The following is a 23,937-nucleotide window of genomic DNA, read 5'->3' as shown; positions in this document are numbered from 1 at the left end:
TTCAGCGGGTTCGCGAGCGCGGGTCGAGCTGGTCTCGCAACCAGTCGCCTACGACGTTGACGGAAAAGACGAGCAGGAAGAGGCAGGCGCCTGGAACCGCAACGATCCAGGGCGCGCGCTCGATGTACTGGCGCCCGACGCTCATGATCGAACCCCAGCTGGCGGACGGCGGCTGGATGCCGAGACCGAGGAAGGAGAGACCCGACTCGAACAGGATCATCAGGCCGAACTCGGCGGTCATGACGATCAGGATCGGTCCCGCGATGTTGGGCAGGACATGGTGGAAGAGGATGCGCATCGCCCCCGCGCCCGCCAGCTCCGAGGCCTTGATGAAAGGCAGGTTCGCCACCTGCAGCGTCTGGGCGTAGGCAACGCGTGTGTAGCGGGGCCAGCGGGTGAGGGCGAGAACCAGCACGAGCTTCTGAAAGCCCGGTCCCAGCACCGCCACCGTCAGGACGGCCAGCAGGATCGCAGGAATCGACATCATGATGTCGACGAGGCGCATGATCACCGTCTCGGTCCAGCCCCGGAACCACCCGGCCAGCATGCCGAGCGTGACGCCGACCATCGTCGAGACCACCACCGAAAGGCTCGCGACGCCGAGCGACACGCCGGCCCCATAGAGCGTCCTCGACAGAAGGTCGCGGCCGAGATCATCCGTGCCGAGCCAGTAGGTCGCGCCGCGATAGGTGAAGCCGGGAGGCTTCAGACGGGCGAGGAGCGTCTGCCGGTTGGGGTCGAAGGGCGCGACGTAGGGGGCGAGCACCGTTAGAAGGACGATCGCCGCCAAGATAAGGAGCACCACGACCACCGAAGGGGGGACGCGGCGTGCGCGCCGGCGAAGGGCGAGGGCGGGCACGGTCATGGCGGCTCCCTATCGCGCCAGCCGGATGCGCGGATCGACGAGGACGTAGACGAAGTCCGCGAGCACGCTGGTCATGACGTAGACGAAGGAGATCAGGAGCACGATCACCTGAACCACCAGGAAGTCGCGCGACTGGATGGACTGGATCGCGAGCTGCCCGATGCCGGGCCAGGCGAACACCGTCTCGACGATCACCGCGCCGGCGAGGAGGTTGCCGATCTCCAGCGCGGCGATCGTGATCACGGGGATCGAGGCGTTGCGAAGGACGTGCCGCGCGACGACCTGGGCCAGCGACAGGCCGCGCGCGCGACCCGCCCGCACATAGTCCTTGGACAGCTCGTCCACGATCGAGATGCGGGTCATACGCGCAAACGTTGACATGGAGAGAGCCCCCAGCGCGATGGAGGGCATGATCATGGCGGACCATTCACCCGAGCCGGACGTCGGTAGCCAGCGCAGCGTGACGCCGAACACGAAGATCAGGAGGATGCCCGACAGGAAGGTCGGCACGCTCTGACCGGTCACCACGATCGCGGTCAGGAGACGCTCAACGGCGGTCCCGCGTCGCGTCGCCATGACGATGCCCGCCGGGATGCCGACGCCGACCGCGATGAGAAGCGCGCCTGCCGCCAGCTGGATCGTGTAGGGCAGGCGCGACAGGACGATGTCGAGGGCGGGCACGCGCTGGACGACGGAAAGACCGAAGTCCAGCCGGAAGAGTCCGGCAAGATAGTCGAGATACTGGACCGAGATGGGCCGGTCGAAGCCGAGCTGGCGCCTCAACTCGGCGATCATTTCGGCCGAGGCATCCTGGGGCACCAGGAGCAGCGTCGGGTCCCCCGACAGATGCATCACGACAAACACGATCGTAAGCACGCCGAAGATCGCGACGATCGCTTGCAGGAAGCGCTGGACGGCGTAGCTCAACATGATCGGCGTCCGGCCCCTTACGGCTGCCAGCTCATGTCCATTACGAACATGGCCTCGTTGGCGGTGGGCTGCCACTGGAGCTTCTTGGAGGCGCCGTAGAGCGCGTAGACCTGGTAGAGGCCAATACCCGGAACGTCCTCGCGCAGGATCTCGTAGGCCTGCTTGTAAAGTCCGAGGCGCTTGTCGCCGTCGAGGATCGTGCGCGCCTCGTCGACCAGCGCGTTGTAGTTCGTGTTCTCGTACTTCGCCCAGATGCCGCCGCTGCGGAACAGGGGGAAGATGATGCCGTCCGCGTCCTGGCAGGCGCAAGACCAGAGGCCGAGCGCCATTCCGCCGGCATTCGCCGCCTCGCCCTGCCGGCGCTTCAGGAAGGTCGCCTGATCGCTGGAGGCGATCTCGACGTTGAGGCCGACCTCGTTCAGCATCTGCTGGATCGCCTCCACGAGCGCCCGGCTGTAGGAGGGGGAGGTCAGGAACTCGACCGTCGCGCCTTCGGCGCCGGCCTGCTTGATTAGCTCGATCGCCTTGTCGGGATCGTAGGCATAGCCCTCGACCTCGGCTGTGTAGCCGAAGATCGGCTCAGCCCCGACGATGTTGACCGGCTTGCCGTAGCCCTCGAGCAGCGCGTCCACGAGGCCCTGCCGGTCAATCGCGTAGGCGATGGCCTGTCGGACGCGAACGTCCTTGGTCGGGCCGGCCTGGGCGTTCAGGTAGAGATAGCCCACCCGTTCGGTCGGAGCCGACAGGAGCTGGGTATCGGCGCCGTCCTTCAAGCTGAAGGCTTGGTCGGGGGGTACCTCGCGCGCGAGATCAGCCTTGCCGGTCTGGAGGTCGGCGATGCGGGTCGAGACGTCGGGCACGGCGCGGAACACGACGCGCGGGAAGGGCGGCTTGCCGCGCCAGTACGCGTCGTAGGCCGCAAGGTCGGTTTCGACGCCCTTCTTCCATTCCACAAGCTTGTAGGGACCGCTGCCGACCGGCTTCAAGTTGAATTCGGCATCACCCACCTTCTCTACATAGGCCTTGGGCACGATCGAGAGCTTCACGAGCTGCGCCAGAAGCGCAGGATAGGCCGACTTGGTTTTGAGGCGGACCGTCACCGGGTCCACCACCTCGGCCGACTGGATCTGGTCGAACTGCGAAAGTTGCGGGCTCTTCAGCGCCGGGTCGATGATGCGGTTCACCGAGAAGGCGACGTCCTCAGCGGTCAGCTTCGTGCCGTCTTGAAAGGTGACGTCGTCGCGGATCGTGAAGGTGAGCGTCGTGTCGTTGTCGTAGGCCCACTTCGTTGCGATCTGAGGCACGATCTCGCCCGCCGCGTTCCGGGTCAAAAGGTTGTCGAAGATGTTGCGGTAGATCGTATAGCTCTCAGTGTTCCACTGGAGATGGGGATCGAGCGTCGCGGCCTCGCCGGGCAGATCGATCGTCAGCGTTTCCTTGGTCTGGGCCAGAGCACCGGTCGCGATCAACGCCATGACGGCAACGGCGGCGGATGCCAGTCCTCGTTTCATGCGATTCATACCGTGCGACCTTTCTCGTGTGCTGGGCTTTGGGTGGTGCCGCGCCGCCAATCCGGCGCGCCGTGCCGAACGGGCTCGACTCAGGGAGCGGCAAGCCCGCATTCCCGCGCACAGTAGCGCGCTAGCTCCGCGTGGGTGCAGAACCAGACATCGCTTTTCGAGCGCGCATGGAGAATCGTATCCTCCAGGATGAAGATTCGGGAGCGATGACCGACATGGTGGGGATGCAGGGTCATCTGGAACAGTCCGCCCTCGGCATAGGCCAGGTCCAGCTCGCGACGCAGGATGTCGGCCACCATCGCGGGACCGCCGTAGGGTCGGGCGCCACCAGCGCGGTCCATCGCCATGTAGGGGGCGTCGTCGCGGATCCATTCCACCGGGATCTCGACCACGCCGGTCGGCTCACCATCCGCCAGAAGCTCATAGGGCTCGTCGTCGGCCATGAGTGAGGAGTCGTAGAGAAGACCCATCTCGCGCACGATGGCAAGCGTATGGGGGCTGAAGTCCCAGGACGCGGTGCGCATGCCGACCGGCCGCACGCCCGACAGCCGTTCCAGGACGTCGGCGGCGCGAAGGGCTAGATCGCGCTCCGTGGCGTGGTCCAGCCCCGAGTTCATCTCGTGGATCCAGCTGTGGATCCCGATCTCGTGGCCCGCGTCGCGCGCCGCGCGGATCTCGTCTGGGTTGATCAGGGCCGAAACGGCGGGAACGAAGAAGGAGGCCGGTACCTCGTGCTGCTCCAAGAGTCGAAGGATCCGCCAAACGCCTCGACGCGCGCCGTACTGCCCCTGGCTCATCCGCCCGATCGAGCGGCCGCCGTTCTTCAGCTCGAAAGTCTCGTGGTCGGAATCGAACGAGACGGCGAACGCCATGCGCGCGCCATTCGGCCAGCGCTCGGGCCGAAGCGAGCGTCCGGCCCGGACCTTGTCCACCTTCGCTCGCCAGGTTGGCTCGTCCCAGAGCCAAGGCTGGACTTCGTTGCGATCGGCCGTCGTCATGCCCGCGCCTCCCTCATGTCGCGCGCCGGCTCCTTCAGCAAGGCGAACGCGACGATCGCCTCCACCAAGCAGTCCATCGCGTCGAAGGACCGCACACCGGGCGCCATCGCGTCGCTCAGCAGCGAGAATTCGGTGCAGGCGATCATCTGGACGCTCGCACCGCGCTCGGCGAGGCTGGCAGAGGCTTCGGCGAGACCGGCCCGGGCCGCTGCGGTCGGACCCTCCGCCTTGACGCGGCGTATCACCGAAAGAAGCGCCTCGTCCGCTTCCAAATAGACGGGCACCAGTCCGGCCGCCTCGAAAGCAGGTTCGAAGAGCGCGATGCGGCGCACGGCCGGCGACGCCAATAGGCCGACGCGTCCACTCCCGTCGGCAAGGGTCCGCGCCCGGGCGACCGCTTCCGCCACCATGTCGATGAACGGGACGGCGACCGCGCTCCGGATCGCCAGCGCATAGTGATGCGCCGTGTTGCAGGGCATGGCGATGGCCTGCGCCCCCGCACGCTCCAGCCGAGCGGCCATCGCGGCCAGCGTCGGTCCCGGATCCTCGCCTGTGCCCTCGATCAGGTGCAGGATCCGCGAGGGAACCTGCGGGTTCTGATCCACGAGGAGGGGAACGTGGTCCGCGTCGTCCTGCGCCGGGACGGCCTGAATCAGCTTCTGCATGAGAAGCACGGTCGCCTCCGGGCCCATGCCTCCCAGGATGCCGATGGGTCGACGGACGGGAACGGGCATCGGCGGCGCTCAGCTCGCCAGGTCGGCGGGTCGAACGGCGGCGAGCGCCGCATCGTAGCCGAACAAAGCGGCTGAGCCGCCCGTATGGAGGAAGACCACCCGCTCGCCCTTGGCAAAGCGGCCCTCGCGGCAGTAGTCGATGAGCCCCGCGGCGGCCTTGGCCGAGTAAACGGGGTCAAGAAGGATGCCCTCGAGCTGCGCAAACATCGCGATCGCCTCGATCGTGTCCTCGCGCGGCACGCCGTATCCTGCGCCCACATAGTCGCAGTCGGCGACCACGTCCTCGCGCTGGACGACGCCGGGACAGCCGAGTTTCTCCGCGGTGCGGCAGGCGAGGTCGAAGACGTTCGCTTCCTGTCGTTCCTTTGGAGCGCGTACGCCGAAGCCGAGCAGCGGAAGCTGCGCGTTCATCGCCTTGAGACCGACGATCAGGCCCGCATGGGTGCCCGCGCTGCCCGTGGCCGTCACGAGACGGTCGATCGGCAGCGCGCGGTCGTTGATCTGACCGACCAGCTCGAAGGCGCAGTTCACGTAGCCGAGCGCACCGGTCGGGTTCGACCCTCCGCCCGGAATGACGTAGACGTGCCGGCCCTCGCCGCGCAGCCGCTCGGCCACCGCCTCCATCTCGGCCGCCATGTCCGCGCCGCCGGGGCGCGTCTCGGTCGTCGCGCCGTGCAGATGGTCGAGCAGCACGTTGCCGTTGCCGTTGTAGTTCAAGTCCTTCGAGCCGGTGCGGTCCTCGAGGAGGAGGTGGCAACCCATCCCGAGCTTGGCGGCGAAGGCCGCGGTCTGGCGGGCGTGGTTGGATTGCGTGGCGCCTTGCGTGATCACGAGGTCCGCGCCCTCGTTCATCGCCTCGGCCATCAGGAATTCTAGCTTGCGCGTCTTGTTGCCGCCGGTCGACAGGCCGGTGCAGTCGTCCCGCTTGACCCAGATTTCCGGCCCGCCCAGCGCCTTGGTCAACCGGTCCAGACGCTCCAACGGCGTCGGCAGGTGTGCGAGAAAGATGCGAGGAAAACGGGCAAGGTTCATGCGACTAGCTTTCGGAACTTGAGCAGGGGGACTGTTTCAGATGGAAAGCTCGTCGACAAATGAGAAATTTGGGATAAAAGATGCGCGAAATGCATTTTGCATAGGGATTGTGCTGTTGTGCGCTTGGAGTGGCTCGAAGACATTCTCGCGGTTGCGCAGACCGGTTCCTTTATCGAGGCGGCGGAGCGTCGCTTCGTGACGCAGTCGGCCTTCTCGCGTCGCATCCAGCAGATTGAGCAGCATATCGGCGTCGAGCTGTTCGACCGCACGCGCAAGCCGGTGCAGTTGCGTCCGACGACGGAGACGCAGCGTTCGCGGATCGAAGAGCTCGCCGAGGCGCTGCGCCAGCTCGTCGGTGACCTGAAGCAGGGTGCCAAGCTTTCGGCCAACCGGATCGTCATCGTGAGTCAGCATGCGCTGACGGCGACCATGTCCGCGATGATCATCGAGCGGGCGCAGCGCACGGCACCCGACGCCTTCTTCCGTCTGCGCTCCGCCAATCTTGACGAATGCCTGACGCAACTCTTCTCGCATCAGGCCGACATCGCGGTCGTCTACCGGCTGCCGGGCTCGAGCCACCCCGTCCGCACGGACTTCGTGGAGTCGGTGGTGATCGGGAGGGAGCAGCTCGTTCCGGTGCTGGCCAGAGGCCGGGTCGACTGGTTTCTCGGGTGCCTGTCGGCGGGCGAGCTCCCCTTCGTTGCCTATCCCGCGGACGTCTTCCTTGGGCAAGCCATGGAGCGGACGGTTCTTGCACGGTTGCGCCGCGACCTGCGTCTCGAGGCAAGGGTGGAGACGGCGCTGACTTTCGCCTCCTGCGAGATGGCGCTGGCCGGTGTGGCGCCAGCTTGGGTGCCGACCTCGCTCGCGCGTCGCCCGATCGAGGAGGGACGTCTTGCGGACCTGTCGGACCATCTGCCGAGCTGCGACCTGGAGGTGATCGTGGCGCGACTTCTCGGTCCGCGCAGCGAGCTTGAGGAACAGATCTGGCTTGAGCTGGCCGATCGATCCGGTCGTCTCGACGGGAGCTGAGGCAGGCCTGACGCTTCAGCTCGCAGTCAGCGCCAGAAGCGCTGCAACGGCGCGGGTACGGTGACGCTCGGGGTGGGTCAGTACCATAAAGGGGCGAGGCGGATGATCGACGGGAAAGGCGGCGACCTCGCCTGCGGCCAACGCGCTTTGCACCGCGCGCCGCGACAGGATGCTGACGCCGAGCCCCGTTGCGACCGCGCTGAGGACAGCCTCGTTGGAGGGGAGTTCCAGCAGGATGCGCAAGTCCTGTCGCGCGACGCCAGCGTTCCCGACATGCGCCTCGAACTCGGCGCGCGTTCCCGAGCCCGGCTCGCGCAGGATCCAAGCTTGCGAGGCATAGCGCGACGGCTCGACGTCGGGCTGGCTCGACCAGGGGTGCGCACGTCCAACTACGAGCATGAGTTCGTCGCGTGCCACGACGCGCTGGATGAGGTCGTCCTGGGCGACGGCACCCTCCACGAAGCCGATATCGGCCGACCCGTCCGAAACCGCCGTGGCGACGGTCGCGGTGTTGGCGAGCGTGAGGGCGATGTCGAGCAAAGGATGCGCGGTGCGCAAGGATAGGAGATGCGGCGGCAGCCAGTAGCTCGCGACCGTCTGACTGGCATGGATGCGGATCTGCCCGCGCACCTCGTCGGCCAACTCGTCTAGGACGTGGCGCGTCTGCGCGACCCGCTCCAAGAGGTCGCGCGCCTCGCCGACGAACAGGCGGCCGGCTTGCGTCAGCTCGATGCGCCGTCCGATCCGATCGAAGAGACGCACACCGTGCTGGGCTTCCAGCTGGGCGATCGAGGCGCTGACGGCTGACTGCGTGAGATGAAGATGGTTCGCCGCCTGCGTGACGTGGAGGCGTTCCGCCACGGCGAGAAAGATGCGGAGCTGCTCGAATGTCATGAATTACCGATCGCGGGAACGAAACGTTCCAACAAAGAGAACTAATTGGATCAAACGTGCTGGACAAGCCGATAGTGGGGTATCAGCCGCGGGCTCCTGGCACCTGTGGCGCTCCCCCTCGGTGGCAGGCCCCATGTCGATCCAGATCCATACCGGACAGGCCGGTGACCCCCTCGCATTGGCCTCGCGTGTCATTCCGGGCATCGCGCTGACCGGTGCGATCGCCGCGGTCGCGATCCTCGTTCCCCGCCTTCTCCAGATGCCGGCCTTGAGCCCGCTCGTGGTGGCGATGATAATCGGGATCGGACTTCGCAACCTCGTCGGCCCGATCGCGGGCAGCGCGGATGGGGTCGCCTTCTCGATGCGCCGCATCCTGCGATTTGCGATCGTCCTTCTCGGCCTGCAGCTCACCGTTGCGCAGATCGGCGACCTTGGATTTGGTGCGCTCGCCCTGATCGTCGCCTCGCTGGTCTCCACCTTCTTCGCGGTCCGGTTTGCCGGGCGCCTGCTCGGCGTCGACCGGGGGCTCGCCGAGCTGATCGCCGCCGGCACGGCGATCTGCGGAGCGTCGGCGGTGATCGCCACCAACACGGTGACGCAGGCGCGCGACGAGGACGTCGCCTATGCGATCGCCTGCGTCACCGTGTTCGGAACGCTGTCCATGCTGCTTGTGCCCGTTGCGGGCTCGGCGCTCGGCTTGGATGCCGCGCATTACGGGCTCTGGGTCGGTGCCTCGGTGCACGAGGTGGCGCAGGTCGTGGGCGCTGCCTTCCAGGGTGGTCCGGAGGCCGGCCAGTTCGGCACTGTCGCCAAGCTCAGCCGCGTCCTGCTTCTGGCGCCGATGATCCTTCTGATCGGGGCGATGGCTACGCGCGGCCGGGGCGGGGTCGGTGCGCGTGCGCCCATGCCCTGGTTCGTGTTCGGCTTCATCGCGATGGTGATGCTGAACAGCGTCGTTGCCTTGCCGGAAGGCGCGCGCGACATCCTCGTGCCAGGAACGTCCTTCCTGCTCGCCATGGCGCTCGCCGCCATGGGCCTCACCACCGACATCGGCAAGCTGCGCGCCAAGGGACTGCGCCCACTCGCCCTAGGCGCCGTTGGATGGGTGTTCATCACGCTCGTCGCACTTGGCGGCGTGCTGCTCGTCTAAGACGACGGAGGGGCTGACACCACAGTTCATTCCCGTCCACGCCACCCTGCATATTGTCAGCAGAATCGAACGGCCGCGCTGAACCCTTAACGGCCTGCCGCCTCGGGATGATTGATCGGCAACAACCAGATGAACGGTGGATCGTCGCCGCAGTGTTCGGCAACGTTACGAGCAGCGTGACCTTGGATTGCATTATACACGCGCCCTTCGATCTCGGCATCAATGCATAGCGTGGTGAAAAGATGCCGCCAACCATGGTTCGGTTGCACCCGTGGGTCGGGCACGATCGGCCGTACAAATTCTCGCATACGATTCAGCAAGCCGGCCTGAGGCTTTAGAACGTCGCCGTCCTCAGCGGGTACGAGAAAGAGGTGGCCTTCTTTGCTCGCAGTGGCGAACTTCGGGAAACCTAACTCGACCAACTGTGGGTGCAAAACGACGTCTCGCGCCTCATTGGTTTTAACGGTGCCCGCCTCGGGGGTGATCCGAATAACCCACCAATCGCCCTCGCGGCGTACGTCCTGTCGCCGTAGCTGCGCGATTTCGCCAACCCGGGCGCCACTAAAAGCGCAAAGCCATGGGATCCATCGTTTGGCAGCGGCCGTCTTGGGGTGCTCCCTTGGCCCAGCTACGTAAGCAAGCGCCGCAGAGAGGATCGCATGCGCCTCCGCTTCGATGAAGCCTTTTGGGCGCATCTGCGCCTTCCAACCAACTTTGATCGTCAGGCCAGCAGCCGGGTTCGCTGGCAGCTTTCGGTTCATGACGGCCCAGCCGAACAGAGTCTTCAGCGCGGATAGGTCATTATCCTTCACCGTCTTCGCACTCGGGACCTTACCAGTGCGCGGTGAAGGCGTGGAAAGGCGGTGGTCCTTGTAAGCGACGATGTCATCGGCCGTGATCCGTTCGGCGTCATCGTGCTTCAGGAACGCCACGAGACTTTTGACGGTGTTGAAATAGCTCTCGTGCGTGCTCGGCTTACGTCCAGCGGCTTGCGCCTCCCGCCACCATGCCTCGAAAAGGCCGGTCATCGTCACAGCAGGCTTTTTGCCCTTCGCAGAAGGACGGTCGCTTTGCGAAGGCTTAGCCACGTGGGGCGTGACGGTTCTGGCAGGGCCCTCAGGCTCATGGGAACATGCAAGCGCTGGAATGTCCTCGGCGAAGAGCCGGCCGGCCGCCAGATCGTCGATCGTCAGGCTCGCGCGCTGAAATGCGGCTCCCATCGCCTTGGCGAGCTTCAGGCGGCTTAGCTCGTCGACGACCATGCCGTGGTGCGAAAGGGCGTTGTCGGCTTAAACGAAGCAGAACTTGCGCATCGCGGTCACGAGCAGGTTATCGGCCGGCACGGAGCCTTCGGGCCATGTCTTCACCGGAGGCGACTGAAGCCAAAGGTGCCGGTACAAACGGGGCGTCTAGGCGAATTGCTCGCTGGGCTCGTCCTGATGCCATTCGAGCCGTGTGTCGTGCGCGGTGCGTGCGATCTCGTGAGCTTCTCGCTCCGTCAGCGTGCGCTGCCCGCTACGCAGGTTCGCCCAACGCGCCTCGACCTCTGCCAGCACCGGCGCGTACTTCACGCGCGCGATCTTCGGGTCCTTGGTGCCGAGCGAAACCAACTCTTCGCGCTTGCCGATGGCGTCGCGAAGATCGACAGGGACAGCCCGCCGAAACCAGAACATACCTGTCTTAGGATGTGACCACGGTTGAGCCATTCGAAGGGCCATATGTATCACCCGATCGTATCACTCGGGCGACCCTAAGTCGATGTTTCGGCTTAACTATTTGGCTTCCCTGAATAATCAGGGGAATTGGTGCCCAGGAAAGGACTCGAACCTTCACGCCTCGCGGCACACGGACCTGAACCGTGCGCGTCTACCAATTCCGCCACCTGGGCACGAGCGGTTCAATAGAAGGCGGCGGCGGCCGTGTCAATCGCGTTCGCGACAGGTTTGTGAAATGGGGGTGAGAAAGTGGAGAGGGGCTTGGCCAATCATCTCCTCGGATTCCATTAAGTCATTGAGATTGATGACTTAATGGCCTCTCTAAGAGAAGAGTAAGAGCGGCGGCTTGGTCGTTCGGAGATGGATGGGAGTCGATTCACGGGAGGGAAAGTCCCTCGAATCGCGGTGCGTGCGGGCGACAAAAGGGCTTTTGCGATGCGGCTTCTTTTCCGATTCACGCATTGCCGCTAAAGCAGAGCGCAACACATGGCGGGGTGCCGGACGTGAAGCGCCGGCTCTCCTGAAACGAGGCGATGAGGTCATGGCAGTCGATACGAAGAAGCAGATCACGGTGTTCGGGGGATCGGGCTTCCTCGGCCGATACGTCGTCCATGCGCTCGCCAAGCGCGGCCATCGCATCCGAGTCGCCTGCCGCCGGCCCGACCTCGCCTACCACCTCCAGATCGCCGGCACGCTCGGCCAGATCCAGGCCGTGCAGGCCAATCTGCGCTATCCCTGGTCGATCGACCGGGCGATGGAGGACGCCGACCATGTGGTGAACCTCGTCGGCATCCTGGCCGAGGCCGGCAAGCAGACCTTCACCCATCTCCAGGCCGAAGGCGCCGGGCTGATCGCGGAAGGCGCCGCCAAGCGCGGCATCGGCATGGTGCAGCTATCGGCTATCGGCGCCGACGCTCAGTCCCCGTCCGAATATGCCCGCACCAAGGCGGAAGGCGAGGCGCGGGTCTTCGCCGCGCGGCCGGATGCGGTGGTGCTGCGCCCCTCCATCGTCTTCGGCATGGAGGACCAGTTCTTCAACCGCTTCGCCAACATGGCGCGCCTGTCGCCGGTTCTGCCGCTGATCGGCGGCGGCAAGACTCGCTTCCAGCCCGTCTTCGTCAACGACGTGGCGACGGCCGTGGCCGATGCGGTGGAAGGCAAGGTCGCGGGCGGGCGCGTCTATGAGCTCGGCGGCCCGAACGTTCTGACCTTCCGCGAGATGATGGAAGAGATGCTGCGCATCGTGGAGCGCCGTCGCCGCTTCGTCGACATCTCGTTCAGCCGTGCGGCTTCGCTCGCCAAACTCGTGGGCAAGCTGCCCGGCGCGCCGCTGACGCCCGATCAGGTGGAGCAACTCCAGCACGACAATGTCGTGTCGGACGCGGCGAAGCGCGAGGGGCGCACCTTCGAGGCCTTCGGCATCAGCCCCCGCACGCTCGACGCCGTGCTGCCGACCTATCTCGTGCGCTTTCGTCCGCAGGGACAGTTCTCCAAGCCGCAGCCGCATGACGACCGCCCGGCCGAGGACACCTCGCTCCCCGGCGACCGGGGCATCGCCAAGCCCTGAGCCGACGCTCAGGTCGAAGTCGCAGGCATGAAAAAAGGACGGCGTGAGCCGTCCTTTTTGTTGGGTGCAGAGGGCTGCTTGGCCACCCTTTTCGCTGGGCCCGCTCAGCGCAGGGCCAGGAGGACGCCGATGCCGATGGCGCCGACCACGATGCGCCACCTCATGAAAAAAGGACGGCGTGAGCCGTCCTTTTTTGTTGGTCGCAGAACGAGTTGGCTGCCTCCGGCCGGGCGGCGCCGGCTCAGCGCAGGGCCAGGAGGACGCCGATGCCGATGGCGCCGACCACGATGCGCCACCAAGCGAAGGGGGCGAAGCCGTAGCGCGAGACGAAGGACAGGAGCGAGCGTACGACGACAAGGCCGGAGAGAAAGGCCATGACGAAGCCGATCGTGATCGTCACCGCGTCGTCGGCATTGAGATACTGATAGTTCTTCAGGAGGTCGAAGGCGAAGGCGCCGGCCATGGTGGGCATGGCGAGGAAGAAGGAGAACTCGGCCGCCGAGCGCTTGTCCGTGCCGAGCAGCAGCGCGCCCGCGATGGTGGAGCCCGAGCGCGAGGTGCCGGGGATCATGGCGAGGCACTGGAAGAAGCCGATCTTCAGGCAGAGCGAGAGCGGATAGGATTCGATGTCGGTGTAGCGCGGCTGGCGCGGGATGCGGTCAATGACGAGGAGCAGGACGCCGCCGACCAGCAGCGCCACGCAGATCACCATCGGCGTTTCGAACAGGACGCCCTTGATGAAGCCGTGGGCGAAGGCGCCGATCACCGCCGCCGGCAGGAAGGCGACGAGGATGCCGAGCACGAAATGGCGGGAGCGGGGCGAGGAGGGCAGCGTCACCGCCAGATGCCAGAGCTTGCCGAAATAAACGGACAGGACGGCGAGCACCGCGCCGAGCTGGATCAGAACCTCGAACGTGTTGGCGGTGGACTTGAAGCCCATCAGTTCGCTGGCGAGAATGAGATGGCCGGTCGAGGACACGGGGATGAATTCGGTCAAGCCTTCGATCAAGCCGAGGATCAAGGCTTCGAAAATATGGATACTGTCCATGCATCGTCCTGTTGGGCGCAGGCCCGGGTGGCGGCTGCCCGAGCGGGTCGGGCGGGGCGGGTCATCTTATGGGCGACGAAGCTTTCCGCGGTATGACGCCGCTTGCCCGTCTTGCGCATTCGAACGATTCGATTATGTGCTCGCCAAGCTGCGGATCGCAATCGTCTTCACGATCCGCCAAGGTTTTCGGTCGTAGGGTTGCCGCTCTGCGGCTGTGCCGTTCGTCCGTCTGGTCCGATCCGCCCGGAAGCATCGAGTTCGTCGCCGTTCATGTTGACCCTCCATCATCATCCCATGTCCGCCGCCTCCCGTTTCGTGCGGCTGATTCTCGGCGAGTACGGCGAACGCGCGGAGCTGATGGACGAGCGCCCCTGGGAGCGCCGGCCCGAATTCCTCGCGCTGAACCCCGCCGCGACCGTGCCCGTGCTGGTCGAGGACGGCGTGACGCCCATCGTCGGCGGCATGGTGGCGGCCGAATATCTCGACGAGACGCGCGGTGCCTTCCAGCGCGAGCGCCGGCTTTTGGCCGAAAAACCGGCCGAGCGCGCCGAGATTCGCCGCCTGACCGAGTGGTTCCTCGGCAAGATGGATTCGGAAGTCACGCGCTATCTCGTGCGCGAGCGCGTCTTCAAGCTGGAGATGCGCGCCAACGAGGGCGGCGGCTCGCCTGACGCCTCGGCGATCCGCGCCGCGCGCGCCAATCTCAAGAACCACATGCGCTATATCGGCTGGCTCGCCGAAAGCCGGAACTGGCTGTCCGGCCCCAAGCTCTCCTATGCCGATCTCGCGGCGGCCTCGGCCGTCTCGATCCTCGACTATCTCGGCGAGGTCGCCTGGGAGGAGGAGCCGGCCGCCAAGGACTGGTACATGCGCATGAAATCGCGCCCCGCCTTCCGGCCCTTCCTAGCCGAGCGCGTGCGCGGCCTGCCGCCGGCGGCGCATTATCCCGAACTCGATTTTTAGGCGAGCTCGAAACCGGGCTTTAGCTAGAGCGCTCGGCGATCCTTCGCGAAGGGGACGAACGCCGCCCCGCTGCCCATCCGGCGCGCGATGGCCTATATCCCGCCTCATGGCCGATCCGCTTTCCCCTTCCGCCCTGAGGCAATTCCTGGACGACGACGCCTGTCGCCTGGGCTTTTCCGCGCTGGGCGTGGCGCCGGCGGCGGAGCAGGGTCTGAGCGGCGCGCGGCTCGACGCCTTCATCGCGGACGGGTTCCACGGCACGATGGGCTGGCTGCCCGAAACCGCCGAGCGCCGCCGCTCCGTCGAGGCGCTCTGGCCCGAGGCGCGGGCGGTGATCGTGCTCGGCCTGAACTACGGGCCGGACGAGGACCCGCTGGCCCTCCTCGATCGACCCGACCGGGGCGCGATCTCGGTCTATGCCCGGCACCGCGACTATCACGACGTCATCAAGGGCAAGCTGAAGGAACTGGCCGGGCGGCTCGTGGCGCGGGCCGGCTCGCGCCCCGATGGGCGTCTGCATGACGCCAAGGTCTTCGTGGACACCGCGCCGCTGATGGAAAAGCCGCTGGGCGAAGCGGCGGGGCTCGGCTGGCAGGGCAAGCACACCAATCTCGTCTCGCGCGCCTTCGGCTCGTGGCTCTTCCTCGGCTCGATCGCCACCACGATCCCGCTCCTGCCCGACCGACCGGGACGCGATCTCTGCGGCTCCTGCCGCGCCTGCCAGGACGCCTGCCCGACACAGGCTTTCCCCGAGCCCTACCGGCTCGATGCGCGGCGCTGCATCTCCTATCTCACCATCGAGACGCGCCATCCCATTCCGCGCGCGTTTCGCGCGCCCATGGGCAATCGCATCTATGGCTGCGACGACTGCCTCGCCGTCTGCCCTTGGAACAAGTTCGCTCAAAGCGCGGCGGAGGCCAAGCTGCGCGCGCGCGAAGACCTCAAAGCGCCGGCGCTCGCCGATCTGCTCGAACTCGACGATGCCAGCTTTCGCGCGCTGTTCTCGGGCTCGCCGGTGAAGCGCGTCGGGCGCGACAAGTTCGTGTCGAATTGCCTGATCGCCGCCGGCAATAGCGGCTTGCCCGCGCTTCTACCGAGCGTCGAGCGCCACCTCGCCGACCCCGCCCCGATCGTGCGCGCCATGGCGGTCTGGGCGCTGGCGAAGCTCGATCCCCTTCGTTGTCTGGACCTTCGACCAAGCGCGCTGGCGGGGGAGGAGGACCAGATGGTGCGTGAGGAATGGGACGCCGCCCTCGATGCGCTGGAAATTCCGCCTTCCGCGCCCGGTCCGACCTTCCCGCAACGGAGCCATGCCTGATGAACCCTGCCGCCTCGCCCCGCCCGCTCGGCCCACCCGACACGCGGCTCTTCACCTTCGGCTGCGGCTACAGCGCGGGCCATTTCGTGTCGGGCCTGCCGGTGGAGGAGGTGATGGGCGTCACCACGCGCTCGCTGGACAAGGCCAAGGGGTTCGCGGCGCGGGGGCTGCAACCCTTCCTGTTTGACGGGACGGGGCCGGGCGAGGGGATCGAGGCGGCGCTGGCCGAGACCACGCATCTTCTCGTCTCGATCGCGCCCGGCGAAGAGGGCGATCCGGTGCTGCGCCAATATGGCGAGCTGATCGGCTCCGGCATGCCCGACCTCCAGTGGATCGGCTATCTCTCCACGGTTGGCGTCTACGGCGACCATGGCGGCGCCTGGGTGGACGAGACCACGCCGCTGCGCCCCATCTCCAAGCGCTCGCGCGAGCGGGTCGAGGCGGAGGCGGACTGGCTTCTTTTGGCGCGGCGGCGCCGCGTGCCGCTGTCCATCCTGCGTCTGTCCGGCATCTACGGGCCGGGGCGCAACACGTTCGAGAACCTAAAGGCCGGCAAGGCGCGCCGCCTGGTGAAGCCCGGTCAGGTCTTCAACCGCATCCATGTCGAGGACATCGCGGGCGCGCTGCGGCTGCTGGCGGCGCGCCGCGAGAACGCCATCGTCAACGTCACCGATGACGAGCCCGCCCCGCCGCAGGATGTGGTGACCCATGCAGCCGCGATCGGCGGCTTCGACCTGCCGCCGGAGGTGGATTTCGATTCGGCGGATCTGACGCCGATGGCACGATCTTTCTATGGAGAGAACAAAAGAGTGGGAAATGCGCGCCTGAAATCGCTCGGGTACGAATTTTTTTTCCCGACGTTTCGTGAAGGCTTGGCGGTGCTGAAGCCTTGAGTCAAAAGGGATTCGTTCACCGATTATTTCATTAATATGTCAGTAATTTATTTTTCGTGATGGAACGGTCCCTTTTTCGCCTTTTCCGACCCGCACTCGGGTCCGGTCGAACGGCGGGGGCCACGAGGGGATTTCGTAAGGAATTCAAAAGGCTCGGCCCGCGCGCGTAGGAAACGGATCGGGTCCGGACATTTGAACGCAAGAACGCTCGTCGTGGCAGCTTCCACCTTGGCCACGTTGTCTCTTCTCGCCACCCCGCAGGCGGCCATGGCCGCCGGCAAATCCAGCTGCGGGGGCGCCTCCTGGTACGCGCTGACCTCGCGCACCGCATCGGGCGAGAGAATGAACCCATCGGCCATGACGGCGGCCCACAAGACGCTGCCGCTCGGCTCCAAGGTGAAGGTCACGAACCTGCGCAACAACCGCTCGGTCGTGGTGCGCATCAACGATCGCGGTCCCTTCATCAAGGGCCGTCTCATCGACCTGTCGAAGGGCGCCGCCGCCAAGCTCGGCTTCGTTTCTGCCGGCCATACGCAGGTCCAGATCGAGCCCGCCGACGGCTCCAGCCCAGCCACCTGCGGCTGACACTCTCCCATTCTTAATCTATCCGCGTGTCCCGGCCGACCCTCCGGCCTTTGCGCACGCGCCCGAATCGGGCGGCCGCTGCCGCCCGTTCTCCTCACTCGATGCTCTTGATTCCTTGTGCCGGGCTTTCGCCTCAGGCGACGATGCGCAGCGGCGGCGCGCTTGCCGCGATCGATCCGTCCTGCCGCAGCTCTTCTGCCGAGCCGGCGCCGATCAGCGAGGCGTCGATACGGGCCAGGCCGAGCTTCAGCGCCTCGACACAGACCGGGTCCACCGCCGTTCCGCTGTCGGTATCCAGGATCGCCAGCGCCCGGCTGACCGGCATGGCCGCGCGATAGGGCCGATCGGCCGTCAGCGCGTCGAAAATATCGGCCACCGTCACGATGCGGGTTTCCAGGCCGATCTCCTCGCCCTTTAGCCCCAGCGGATAGCCCTTGCCGTCGAGCCGCTCGTGATGGCCGCCGCCGACTTCGGCCAGTTCCGCGAAGGCGGAGATCTGCGAGAGGATGGTGCGGCTGTGGCTAGAATGCTGGCGCATCACCGCGAACTCCGCGTCGGTCAGCGGTCCCGGCTTGTCGAGAATCGTGTTGGACACGCCGAGCTTGCCGATATCGTGCAGCAAGGCCGCGCGCTTCATCCAGCGCCGCCGGTCGGCCGAAAAGCCCAGCGTCTCGCAGATCAGGTCCGTGAACAGGGCGACGCGCTTGCAATGCCCCGAGGTGAAGGGGCTCTTGGAATCCACGACCTCCGCGAAGGCCTCGGCGATGTCGTCGAGATAGTCCTCGTCCACGAAGGCCGAGCGATCCTCATGTGGGGGAAAGAGATCGGCCTCCGCGCCTTCCAGACGCGACCAGAAGTCGGGCTGAGCGGCGCAGGCGCGAAAAGCGGCGACGAGAGCGGGGTCGAACCACCGACCGCTGCGCGCCTCCATCTCGGCGAGAGCCGCCTCGCGGCCGGCGCCGCGATGAAATACGTCCGCCACCTGGGACAGGAGAGCGATGCGCGCGAAGAGCGGAATGGCCTCGCCGGTCTTTCCCGCCGGCCGGCCCTTGCCGTCCCAATGCTCGTCCAGCGCATGAATGCCGCCGGCGACGCTTTCCGAAAAGCGCAGGCGCCGGGCGATGCCCGCGCCCCGGTCGCAGCGGGTTTCGATCAACTCGTTCGAGATGTCGCCGCCATGGCGAAAGATATGGGCGATGGCGCGGAAGCGCTCGGCAAGGCCTGCGGTCAGGCCGGTCTGCTCGATGACGAAGCGCAGCACCTGCGGCAGGCCATCGTCCAGCCGCTTGAACTCGCGTTTGAAGGCGAGATCGTCCGCGAGATAAAGCTGGCAGAGCCGCGCCGCGTTGGAGGAGCAGCCGAGATCCTTGAGGGTGACGGTGTAGCGAAGCTCCTGAAGCGTCGCCTCGTCCAGCCCGATGGCGGCACCGATGCGCGTGCCGATGAAGGAGGCTCGCACGCAATGGCCGGCCGGCTGGCCTTCGGTGAGATCCAGCGCGTGGCTGAGCGCGCCGATCAGCTCCGACAGGCGGATGGAAGACGCAAGGCGCGGGAAGGCTGGACGCATGGAAACCGGCGGCTGACAGAGCTGCCGACAGTCTTAAGCCACGGACACTTAAGGCGCGTTTAGGGGAATGGCGAAAAAGCGCGGGGTTGGCGACGGCGAGGCGAGCCGCGCTGGAATTCCGGCTTGCGCGAGCCTCGGGGTACAGCCTCATGGCGCCCCGCGCGCGCCGTCTCACATCGCCTGTCCCCCAACGAAAATCGTCCCCCTGCAGGAGCCTGCCGGGGGACGATGCGGTCGGATCGGGAGAGCGAAGCGCTCAGGCGAGCGAAGCGCTCAGGCGTCGGTGTCGGCCGCGGCCTTACTCTTGCGCGGCGCGCGGCGCTTGGCGGACTTTTCCTCAGCGGGCGCTGCTTCGGGCTCCGGCGCGGGCGTCGGCTCGACCACCGCTTCGGGGGCCGCGATCTTGCGGCCAAGGCCGATGCTCTTGGCCAGCTCCGAGCGCTTGGCCGCATAGTTGGCGGCCACCATCGGATAGTCGGCCGGCAGGCCCCACTTCTGGCGATAGGCCTCGGGCGTCAGATCATAATGTGTCATGAGATGGCGCTTCAAAGATTTGAATTGCTTACCATCTTCGAGGCAGACAATATAATCCGGCGTCACCGACTTCTTGATCGACACGGCGGGCACTAGCGGCGCCGCCTCGGCTTGCGCTGCCTCTGTGGGTGTGTCGAATTTCAGCGCGTCAAAGACGATGCTGATCAGGCTGGGCAGATCATCGCGCGGAACGTGATTGTTGCTAACATAGGCTTTGACGATCTGCGCCGCGAGATAACGCTGGGACGACACCTGATCCGAATTGTCTTCCATGTCCTGACAGACCCCTTACAAGATGGATAGCCACGGCCGGCTGGGCAGAAAAATAACTGATCGTGTATTTGCCTTTATCACTCTTGTATTTCAAGCCGGCATCGAGAATTTCTTAGACCTTTTGCCGCAGGAGAGGGCATCGGAGGCGAGATCGGCTGCCGCGCCCATCGAAAAACGCGTATCGCGCCTGTCGATACGCGCATAAGGCGAAAGATCAACCCCAAATCGAATCACTCAAATTCTTGGAAAAAGACGGATCGGGTGAAGTAGGCGGAGCAAATCCTTTTGCTCCCCTAGCAAAGATCGCGGCCAGAACGCCGGATCATTCAGGGTTATGATTGCAAGAACTCTTGCAACCCATAAGCCTTGTCAGGCGTCGGACCCGAGGCCCATCTGCCAGAAATCGCGCTCCAGCCGACAGGCCGTCGCGAACAGACCCACCAGCTCCTCGAAGCGGCGCTCCGTCATCGAGCGGGCGGCGAGGTCTTCGAGATGGAGGCGCGCCGCCTCGGCGACGCCCTGATAGGCCTCGCCCGCATATTCCCCGATCCATTCGCGATAGGGATGATTCTCCAAATGCTCCGGCCCGAGCGAAGCTGCCAGCCGCGCACCGATCTCGCCATAGCCGATGACGCAAGGGGCGAGCGCGGTCTGAAGGTCGAGCAGGTCGCCCGAAGCGCCGCAGTCGAGCACGAAGCGCGTGTAGGCCGTGGTGGCGGGTTCCTCGCGCGCCTGTTCCAGATCCCGCGCCGACAGGCCCCAGCGCTCCGACAGGCGCAGATGAAGGTTCAGCTCGACATCCAGAATGGCCGAGAGGCCCGTCTGCGCCCGGCGCATGTCGGCCAGCGATCGGCTCTTGTAGGCGGCCAGCGCGTTGGCCCGAGCGAACTGGATCAGGAACAGGTAGTCCTGCACGAGATAGCGGCGAAAGGCGCTCTCCGGCAGCGCGCCGACGCCCATGTGCCAGACGAAGGGATGGTTGACATAGCCGTCCCAGTCTTCCTGCGCCGCCGCCTTCAATCGTTCGAAGACGGTGCCGGTCATCGACCGGTCTCCCGGTAGGCGGCGTCGAAGAAGCGGCGCTCCAACGCCACCGCGCGGCCGAACAGATCCTGACACAGCGCGGCCTCGGCCGGACCCACCCGGTCGAGTTCGGCGCGCAGGAAGGCGACGAAGTCGCGAAAGCCGGGATTGTCGTGCAGCGTGATCCATTCCCGGTGGACGAAGCTCTCGGGCAGGGGCGCGACGGCGCGCGAGGCCCAGTCGAGATAAAGCCATTCGGCCACCGTCAGAACGCTGAGTGCGGCGGCATAGGAGCGCCGCTCCGCCGCCTCGCGCATCAGCGCCTTGAAGCCGGCGGTGGCTGCCGTGTCCGGCTCGCCGGCGCGCCGCTCGGCGGAGACGCCGAGCGCGGTGAAGGCGCGCTCGAAATAGGTGTTCTCTTCGCCCGCCACTAAGCCGGCGAAGCGGGCAAGGCGCAGCCGCGCCTCGAACCGATCGCTCGCCGCCATGGCCGCGCCGATCAACGTCAGAAAGGCGTCGAGAAAGCGGTGATCCTGGATGAGGTAGTCTGCCATGATGTCTGGCGCGACGGTGCCCTCTATGAGCTCGCGGGTGAAGCGGTGCCCCGCCGCCTCGCTCCAATGCGGCTCGGTGCCGGCGCGCAACTGGTCGGTGAAGCGAGGGCTCATGAGACGTCCTGTCCGGCCTTGGGCCAAAGCGCGTGGAAGTGATGCACGGGACCACGGCCCGAGCCGAGGCGCCAGGCGGCGCCGGCCGCGAGCGCGGCCTGGAGATAAAGACGCGCCTCGCGCACCGCGCTTTCGAGGTCCAACCCCTTGGCAAGGCCCGCCGCGATGGCCGCCGCCAAGGTGCAGCCCGTGCCATGGTCATTGGTCGTCTCGACGCGCGGAAAGGCAAGGCGCAGCAGGCTAGAATTGGACACGAGAAGATCGACGCTGTCCGGTCCCTCGCGATGCCCACCCTTCATGAGAACGGCGCGCGGGCCGAGGGCGAGAAGCCGCTCGCCCTGCTCGAGCATGGCCTCCTCGCTCGCGGCAGGCTCAGTGCCGAGGAGAAGGGCGGCTTCCGGCAGGTTGGGGGTCAGCACGTCGGCGAGCGGCAGAAGCTCCTCGCGCAGCGCCTCCAGCGCGTCCGCGTCGATCAGCCTGTCGCCCGAGGTGGCAATCATGACCGGGTCCACGACGGCGCGCCGCCCATGGGCGCGCAAGCGCTCGGCGATCGTGCGGATCACCGGCTCGCTCGACACCATGCCGATCTTGATGCCGCCCACCGTGAAGTCGCCGAGCACGGCGTCGATCTGGGCGGCGACGATGGCGGGGGGGAGCGTCTCGACGGCGGTGACGCCGCGCGTGTTCTGCGCGGTGACGGCGGTGAGAACGCTGGTGCCGAAGACGCCGAGCGCGGAGAAGGTCTTGAGATCGGCCTGGATGCCCGCGCCGCCCCCCGAATCCGAGCCCGCGATGGTCAGCGCGACCGGAATCACCGCTTCAGCTCCACCGCATAGTCCGCGATCGGCGGCACGGCGGGGATCAGCCCCTTGTCCTTGAGGAAGCCGGCGAAGCGGTTCATGCCGGCCGTGTCCAGCGCGCCGGGGCGCTTGGCGAAGCGCGGCAGCGTGTCGGCGAAGGCGGTGCGGTTCAGCGTGTCGTCGAGATCGGGATAGGCCTTGAGGAAGAGCTGAAGCGCCTCGTCGGGATGGTTGGTGAGGAAGAGCGTCGCCTCTTCCACCGCGTCGAGGAAGCGCGGGAGGCGCGGGTCGGTGGCCAGATCGCGGCGCGTGACGTAGATCAGCTCGTCATAGGGCGGCACGCCATTCTCCTCGGGAAAGAAGAAGCGACCCTCGTGCTTTTCGAGCCGCATCTGCGTCGCCTCGAAATTGCGATAGGAGCCGATCGTGGCGTCCACATTGCCGGCGCTGAGCGAGGCGGTGAGCGCGAAGTTGACGTTCACCAGCTCCACGTCGGACAAAGCGAGGCCGGCCGAGCCGAGCATGGCGGAGAGAACCGCCTCCTCCACGCCCGCGACGGAATAGCCGATGCGCTTGCCCTTCAGATCGGCCAGCGTCTTGATCGGCCCGTTCGCCAGCACCGCGACCGTGTTGAGTGGCGTTTCAATCAGCGTTCCGAAGCGCACGAGCGGCAGCCCGGCCGCATGGTCGAGCATCAGGCTCGGCTGGTAATGGAGTGCGACATCGGCCTGGCCCGCCGCCAGAAGGCGCGGCGGGGCGGACGGGTCGGCCGGCGGCACCAGTTCCACATCCAGCCCGTGGCTGGCGAAGATGCCCTTCTCCTTGGCGACGACCAGCGGCGCATGGTCCGGGTTCACGAACCATTCCAGCAGGACGGTCAGCTTGTCGGCTGCGAGAACCGGCGTCGCCAGGAGCGAGACGGCCAGCGCGGCGGCCGCGAGGAAAGGACGCATCAGGAGGACTTTCTTCGAAGGAGAGAGGGAAAGGGGGAGGGGCCGCTCTCGGCGGCCCAAGGGGCGAGGCGGGGGGCGAACTCGTCCACCAGTGCGCGCAGCGCCAGGGTCATCGCGGCGAGGATGGCCAGCGCCGCGAACATCAGGTCGGTTTGCATCCGGGCATTGGCCTGGATCATCACGAAGCCGAGCCCGCCCGAGGCGCCGACCCATTCGCCGATCACCGCGCCGAGCGGGGCGAGGGGGGCGGCGACGCGAAGGCCGGTGACCAGCGCCGGCATGGCGAGCGGAATGCGAACGAAGCGCAGCGTCTGCCAGTGGCTCGCCACGGTGAGCGCGGTGGCGTCGAGCAGTTCGGGCTCGGTGCGCCGCAGCCCGTCCGCGAAGGCCGAGGCGACGGGGAAGAACAGAACCAGCGAGGCCATCACGACCTTCGAGGCGAGACCGAATCCGAGCCAAAGCACGAGCAGGGGCGCCAGCGCGAAGACCGGCATGGCCTGGAGCACGAGAAGCAGCGGCCAGGCCACGCGCCCGAAGCGCGGCCAGAGCACCACGCCAAGCCCCGCCAGCGCGCCGGCCAGCGAGCCGAACAGGAGGCCGAGCACCGTCTCGATCAGCGTCAGCCAGCCATTGGCCAGAAGAAAGCCGGAGCGCGTCCACAGCACCTCGGCGACCCGCAGCGGCCCGGGCAGCATGTAAGGCGGCGGCTGCGCCAGCGCGACGAAGAGCCCCCAGGCCAGAAGCACCGCGAGAAGCCCGAACAGGGTGGCGCGAAGGGCGCGCATATCGACCTAGACCCCGCAGCGGGCGAGGCGGGGCCAGTCGGGGCGGCAGGGCGGATGGTGGCGCATGCGATCTCCTCAGCCCCGAAGCAG

24 protein-coding genes and 1 tRNA gene are annotated in these 23,937 nt (G+C 66.4%); 7 read left to right on the top strand and 18 right to left on the bottom strand.

Features of this window, described 5'->3' with window-relative positions:
* Position 1: 1 nt before the first annotated feature.
* From M673_RS00820 to M673_RS00795, 6 genes are all read right to left on the bottom strand, one after another.
* Positions 2-865, bottom strand: a complete 864-nt coding sequence (locus tag M673_RS00820) for an ABC transporter permease (protein WP_061972862.1) — start codon at positions 863-865, stop codon at positions 2-4.
* Between the two features lie 9 nt (positions 866-874).
* Positions 875-1,795 carry an ABC transporter permease gene (locus tag M673_RS00815; protein ID WP_061972860.1) on the bottom strand — a complete coding sequence of 307 codons (921 nt, stop codon included), beginning with the start codon at positions 1,793-1,795 and terminating at the stop codon, positions 875-877.
* A 17-nt stretch (positions 1,796-1,812) separates the two neighbouring features.
* Positions 1,813-3,306 carry an ABC transporter substrate-binding protein gene (locus tag M673_RS00810; protein WP_061977505.1) on the bottom strand — a complete coding sequence of 498 codons (1,494 nt, stop codon included), beginning with the start codon at positions 3,304-3,306 and terminating at the stop codon, positions 1,813-1,815.
* Positions 3,307-3,395: 89 nt separating this feature from the next.
* Complete coding sequence (locus M673_RS00805; protein WP_061972859.1) at positions 3,396-4,313, bottom strand: polysaccharide deacetylase family protein; 918 nt, start codon at positions 4,311-4,313, stop codon at positions 3,396-3,398.
* Complete coding sequence (locus M673_RS00800) at positions 4,310-5,047, bottom strand: aspartate/glutamate racemase family protein (protein ID WP_061972857.1); 738 nt, start codon at positions 5,045-5,047, stop codon at positions 4,310-4,312. The genes M673_RS00805 and M673_RS00800 overlap by 4 nt, the downstream gene beginning before the upstream one ends.
* A 9-nt stretch (positions 5,048-5,056) precedes the next feature.
* On the bottom strand, positions 5,057-6,079 hold the full coding sequence (locus tag M673_RS00795) for a D-cysteine desulfhydrase (RefSeq protein ID WP_061972855.1): 1,023 nt from the start codon (positions 6,077-6,079) through the stop codon (positions 5,057-5,059).
* A gap of 117 nt (positions 6,080-6,196) precedes the next feature.
* On the opposite strand from M673_RS00795, the gene M673_RS00790 reads away from it, so the two are divergent.
* A complete protein-coding gene (locus M673_RS00790; protein ID WP_061972854.1) occupies positions 6,197-7,111 on the top strand; it encodes a LysR family transcriptional regulator in 915 nt (304 codons plus the stop codon).
* Positions 7,112-7,126: 15 nt separating this feature from the next.
* On the opposite strand, the gene M673_RS00785 is transcribed toward M673_RS00790, so the two are convergent.
* A complete protein-coding gene (locus tag M673_RS00785) occupies positions 7,127-8,005 on the bottom strand; it encodes a LysR family transcriptional regulator (protein ID WP_061972852.1) in 879 nt (292 codons plus the stop codon).
* Positions 8,006-8,138: 133 nt separating this feature from the next.
* Between M673_RS00785 and M673_RS00780 the strand changes: the two genes are divergently transcribed.
* Positions 8,139-9,155 (top strand): YeiH family protein, encoded by a 1,017-nt coding sequence (locus M673_RS00780; RefSeq protein ID WP_061972851.1) that lies wholly within the window; start codon positions 8,139-8,141, stop codon positions 9,153-9,155.
* 86 nt (positions 9,156-9,241) lie between these two features.
* Here the strand turns inward: M673_RS00780 and M673_RS00775 are convergent, their stop codons facing one another.
* The 3 genes from M673_RS00775 to M673_RS00765 all read right to left on the bottom strand — a co-directional run bounded on the left by M673_RS00775 (position 9,242) and on the right by M673_RS00765 (position 11,043).
* Positions 9,242-10,417: a tyrosine-type recombinase/integrase gene (locus M673_RS00775; protein WP_061972850.1), complete on the bottom strand. Its 1,176-nt coding sequence runs from the start codon at positions 10,415-10,417 to the stop codon at positions 9,242-9,244.
* 147 nt (positions 10,418-10,564) lie between these two features.
* A complete protein-coding gene (locus tag M673_RS00770; protein WP_082639097.1) occupies positions 10,565-10,828 on the bottom strand; it encodes a DUF6538 domain-containing protein in 264 nt (87 codons plus the stop codon).
* A gap of 130 nt (positions 10,829-10,958) precedes the next feature.
* Positions 10,959-11,043, bottom strand: a tRNA-Leu gene (locus tag M673_RS00765).
* Between the two features lie 368 nt (positions 11,044-11,411).
* Here M673_RS00765 and M673_RS00760 point away from each other — a divergent pair.
* On the top strand, positions 11,412-12,437 hold the full coding sequence (locus M673_RS00760) for a complex I NDUFA9 subunit family protein (protein WP_061972848.1): 1,026 nt from the start codon (positions 11,412-11,414) through the stop codon (positions 12,435-12,437).
* Positions 12,438-12,678: 241 nt separating this feature from the next.
* Here the strand turns inward: M673_RS00760 and M673_RS00755 are convergent, their stop codons facing one another.
* Positions 12,679-13,485: an undecaprenyl-diphosphate phosphatase gene (locus M673_RS00755; RefSeq protein ID WP_061972846.1), complete on the bottom strand. Its 807-nt coding sequence runs from the start codon at positions 13,483-13,485 to the stop codon at positions 12,679-12,681.
* Positions 13,486-13,755: 270 nt separating this feature from the next.
* Between M673_RS00755 and M673_RS00750 the strand changes: the two genes are divergently transcribed.
* From M673_RS00750 to M673_RS00735, 4 genes are all read left to right on the top strand, one after another.
* Positions 13,756-14,448 (top strand): glutathione S-transferase family protein, encoded by a 693-nt coding sequence (locus M673_RS00750; protein ID WP_061972845.1) that lies wholly within the window; start codon positions 13,756-13,758, stop codon positions 14,446-14,448.
* A 106-nt stretch (positions 14,449-14,554) separates the two neighbouring features.
* Positions 14,555-15,766 carry a tRNA epoxyqueuosine(34) reductase QueG gene (queG, locus tag M673_RS00745; protein ID WP_061972843.1) on the top strand — a complete coding sequence of 404 codons (1,212 nt, stop codon included), beginning with the start codon at positions 14,555-14,557 and terminating at the stop codon, positions 15,764-15,766.
* A complete protein-coding gene (locus M673_RS00740; protein WP_061972842.1) occupies positions 15,766-16,659 on the top strand; it encodes an SDR family oxidoreductase in 894 nt (297 codons plus the stop codon). Before queG ends, M673_RS00740 begins: the two co-directional genes overlap by 1 nt.
* A 192-nt stretch (positions 16,660-16,851) precedes the next feature.
* On the top strand, positions 16,852-17,244 hold the full coding sequence (locus tag M673_RS00735) for a septal ring lytic transglycosylase RlpA family protein (protein WP_061972840.1): 393 nt from the start codon (positions 16,852-16,854) through the stop codon (positions 17,242-17,244).
* Between the two features lie 133 nt (positions 17,245-17,377).
* Here M673_RS00735 and M673_RS00730 read toward each other — a convergent pair whose 3' ends face one another.
* The 7 genes from M673_RS00730 to M673_RS00700 all read right to left on the bottom strand — a co-directional run bounded on the left by M673_RS00730 (position 17,378) and on the right by M673_RS00700 (position 23,847).
* Positions 17,378-18,811: an HD-GYP domain-containing protein gene (locus tag M673_RS00730; RefSeq protein ID WP_061972839.1), complete on the bottom strand. Its 1,434-nt coding sequence runs from the start codon at positions 18,809-18,811 to the stop codon at positions 17,378-17,380.
* A gap of 273 nt (positions 18,812-19,084) precedes the next feature.
* Entirely contained in the window at positions 19,085-19,618 is a 534-nt protein-coding gene (locus M673_RS00725; RefSeq protein WP_061972837.1) for a MucR family transcriptional regulator, read from the bottom strand.
* A 369-nt stretch (positions 19,619-19,987) separates the two neighbouring features.
* Positions 19,988-20,662, bottom strand: coding sequence for a thiaminase II (gene tenA, locus M673_RS00720; RefSeq protein WP_061972835.1), 675 nt, complete (start codon positions 20,660-20,662; stop codon positions 19,988-19,990).
* Positions 20,659-21,309: a TenA family protein gene (locus M673_RS00715; RefSeq protein WP_061972834.1), complete on the bottom strand. Its 651-nt coding sequence runs from the start codon at positions 21,307-21,309 to the stop codon at positions 20,659-20,661. The genes tenA and M673_RS00715 overlap by 4 nt, the downstream gene beginning before the upstream one ends.
* Positions 21,306-22,124, bottom strand: a complete 819-nt coding sequence (gene thiD / locus M673_RS00710; RefSeq protein WP_061972832.1) for a bifunctional hydroxymethylpyrimidine kinase/phosphomethylpyrimidine kinase — start codon at positions 22,122-22,124, stop codon at positions 21,306-21,308. Before thiD ends, M673_RS00715 begins: the two co-directional genes overlap by 4 nt.
* Complete coding sequence (locus tag M673_RS00705) at positions 22,121-23,062, bottom strand: ABC transporter substrate-binding protein (protein WP_061972830.1); 942 nt, start codon at positions 23,060-23,062, stop codon at positions 22,121-22,123. The genes thiD and M673_RS00705 overlap by 4 nt, the downstream gene beginning before the upstream one ends.
* Positions 23,062-23,847 carry an ABC transporter permease gene (locus M673_RS00700; protein WP_061972828.1) on the bottom strand — a complete coding sequence of 262 codons (786 nt, stop codon included), beginning with the start codon at positions 23,845-23,847 and terminating at the stop codon, positions 23,062-23,064. Before M673_RS00700 ends, M673_RS00705 begins: the two co-directional genes overlap by 1 nt.
* Between the last annotated feature and the right edge of the window lie 90 nt (positions 23,848-23,937).

This window comes from Aureimonas sp. AU20 (assembly GCF_001442755.1).
GTDB lineage: Bacteria > Pseudomonadota > Alphaproteobacteria > Rhizobiales > Rhizobiaceae > Aureimonas.
Note: the sequence above shows the minus strand (reverse complement) of the source record. Positions and strands in the feature narration are given on the sequence as shown.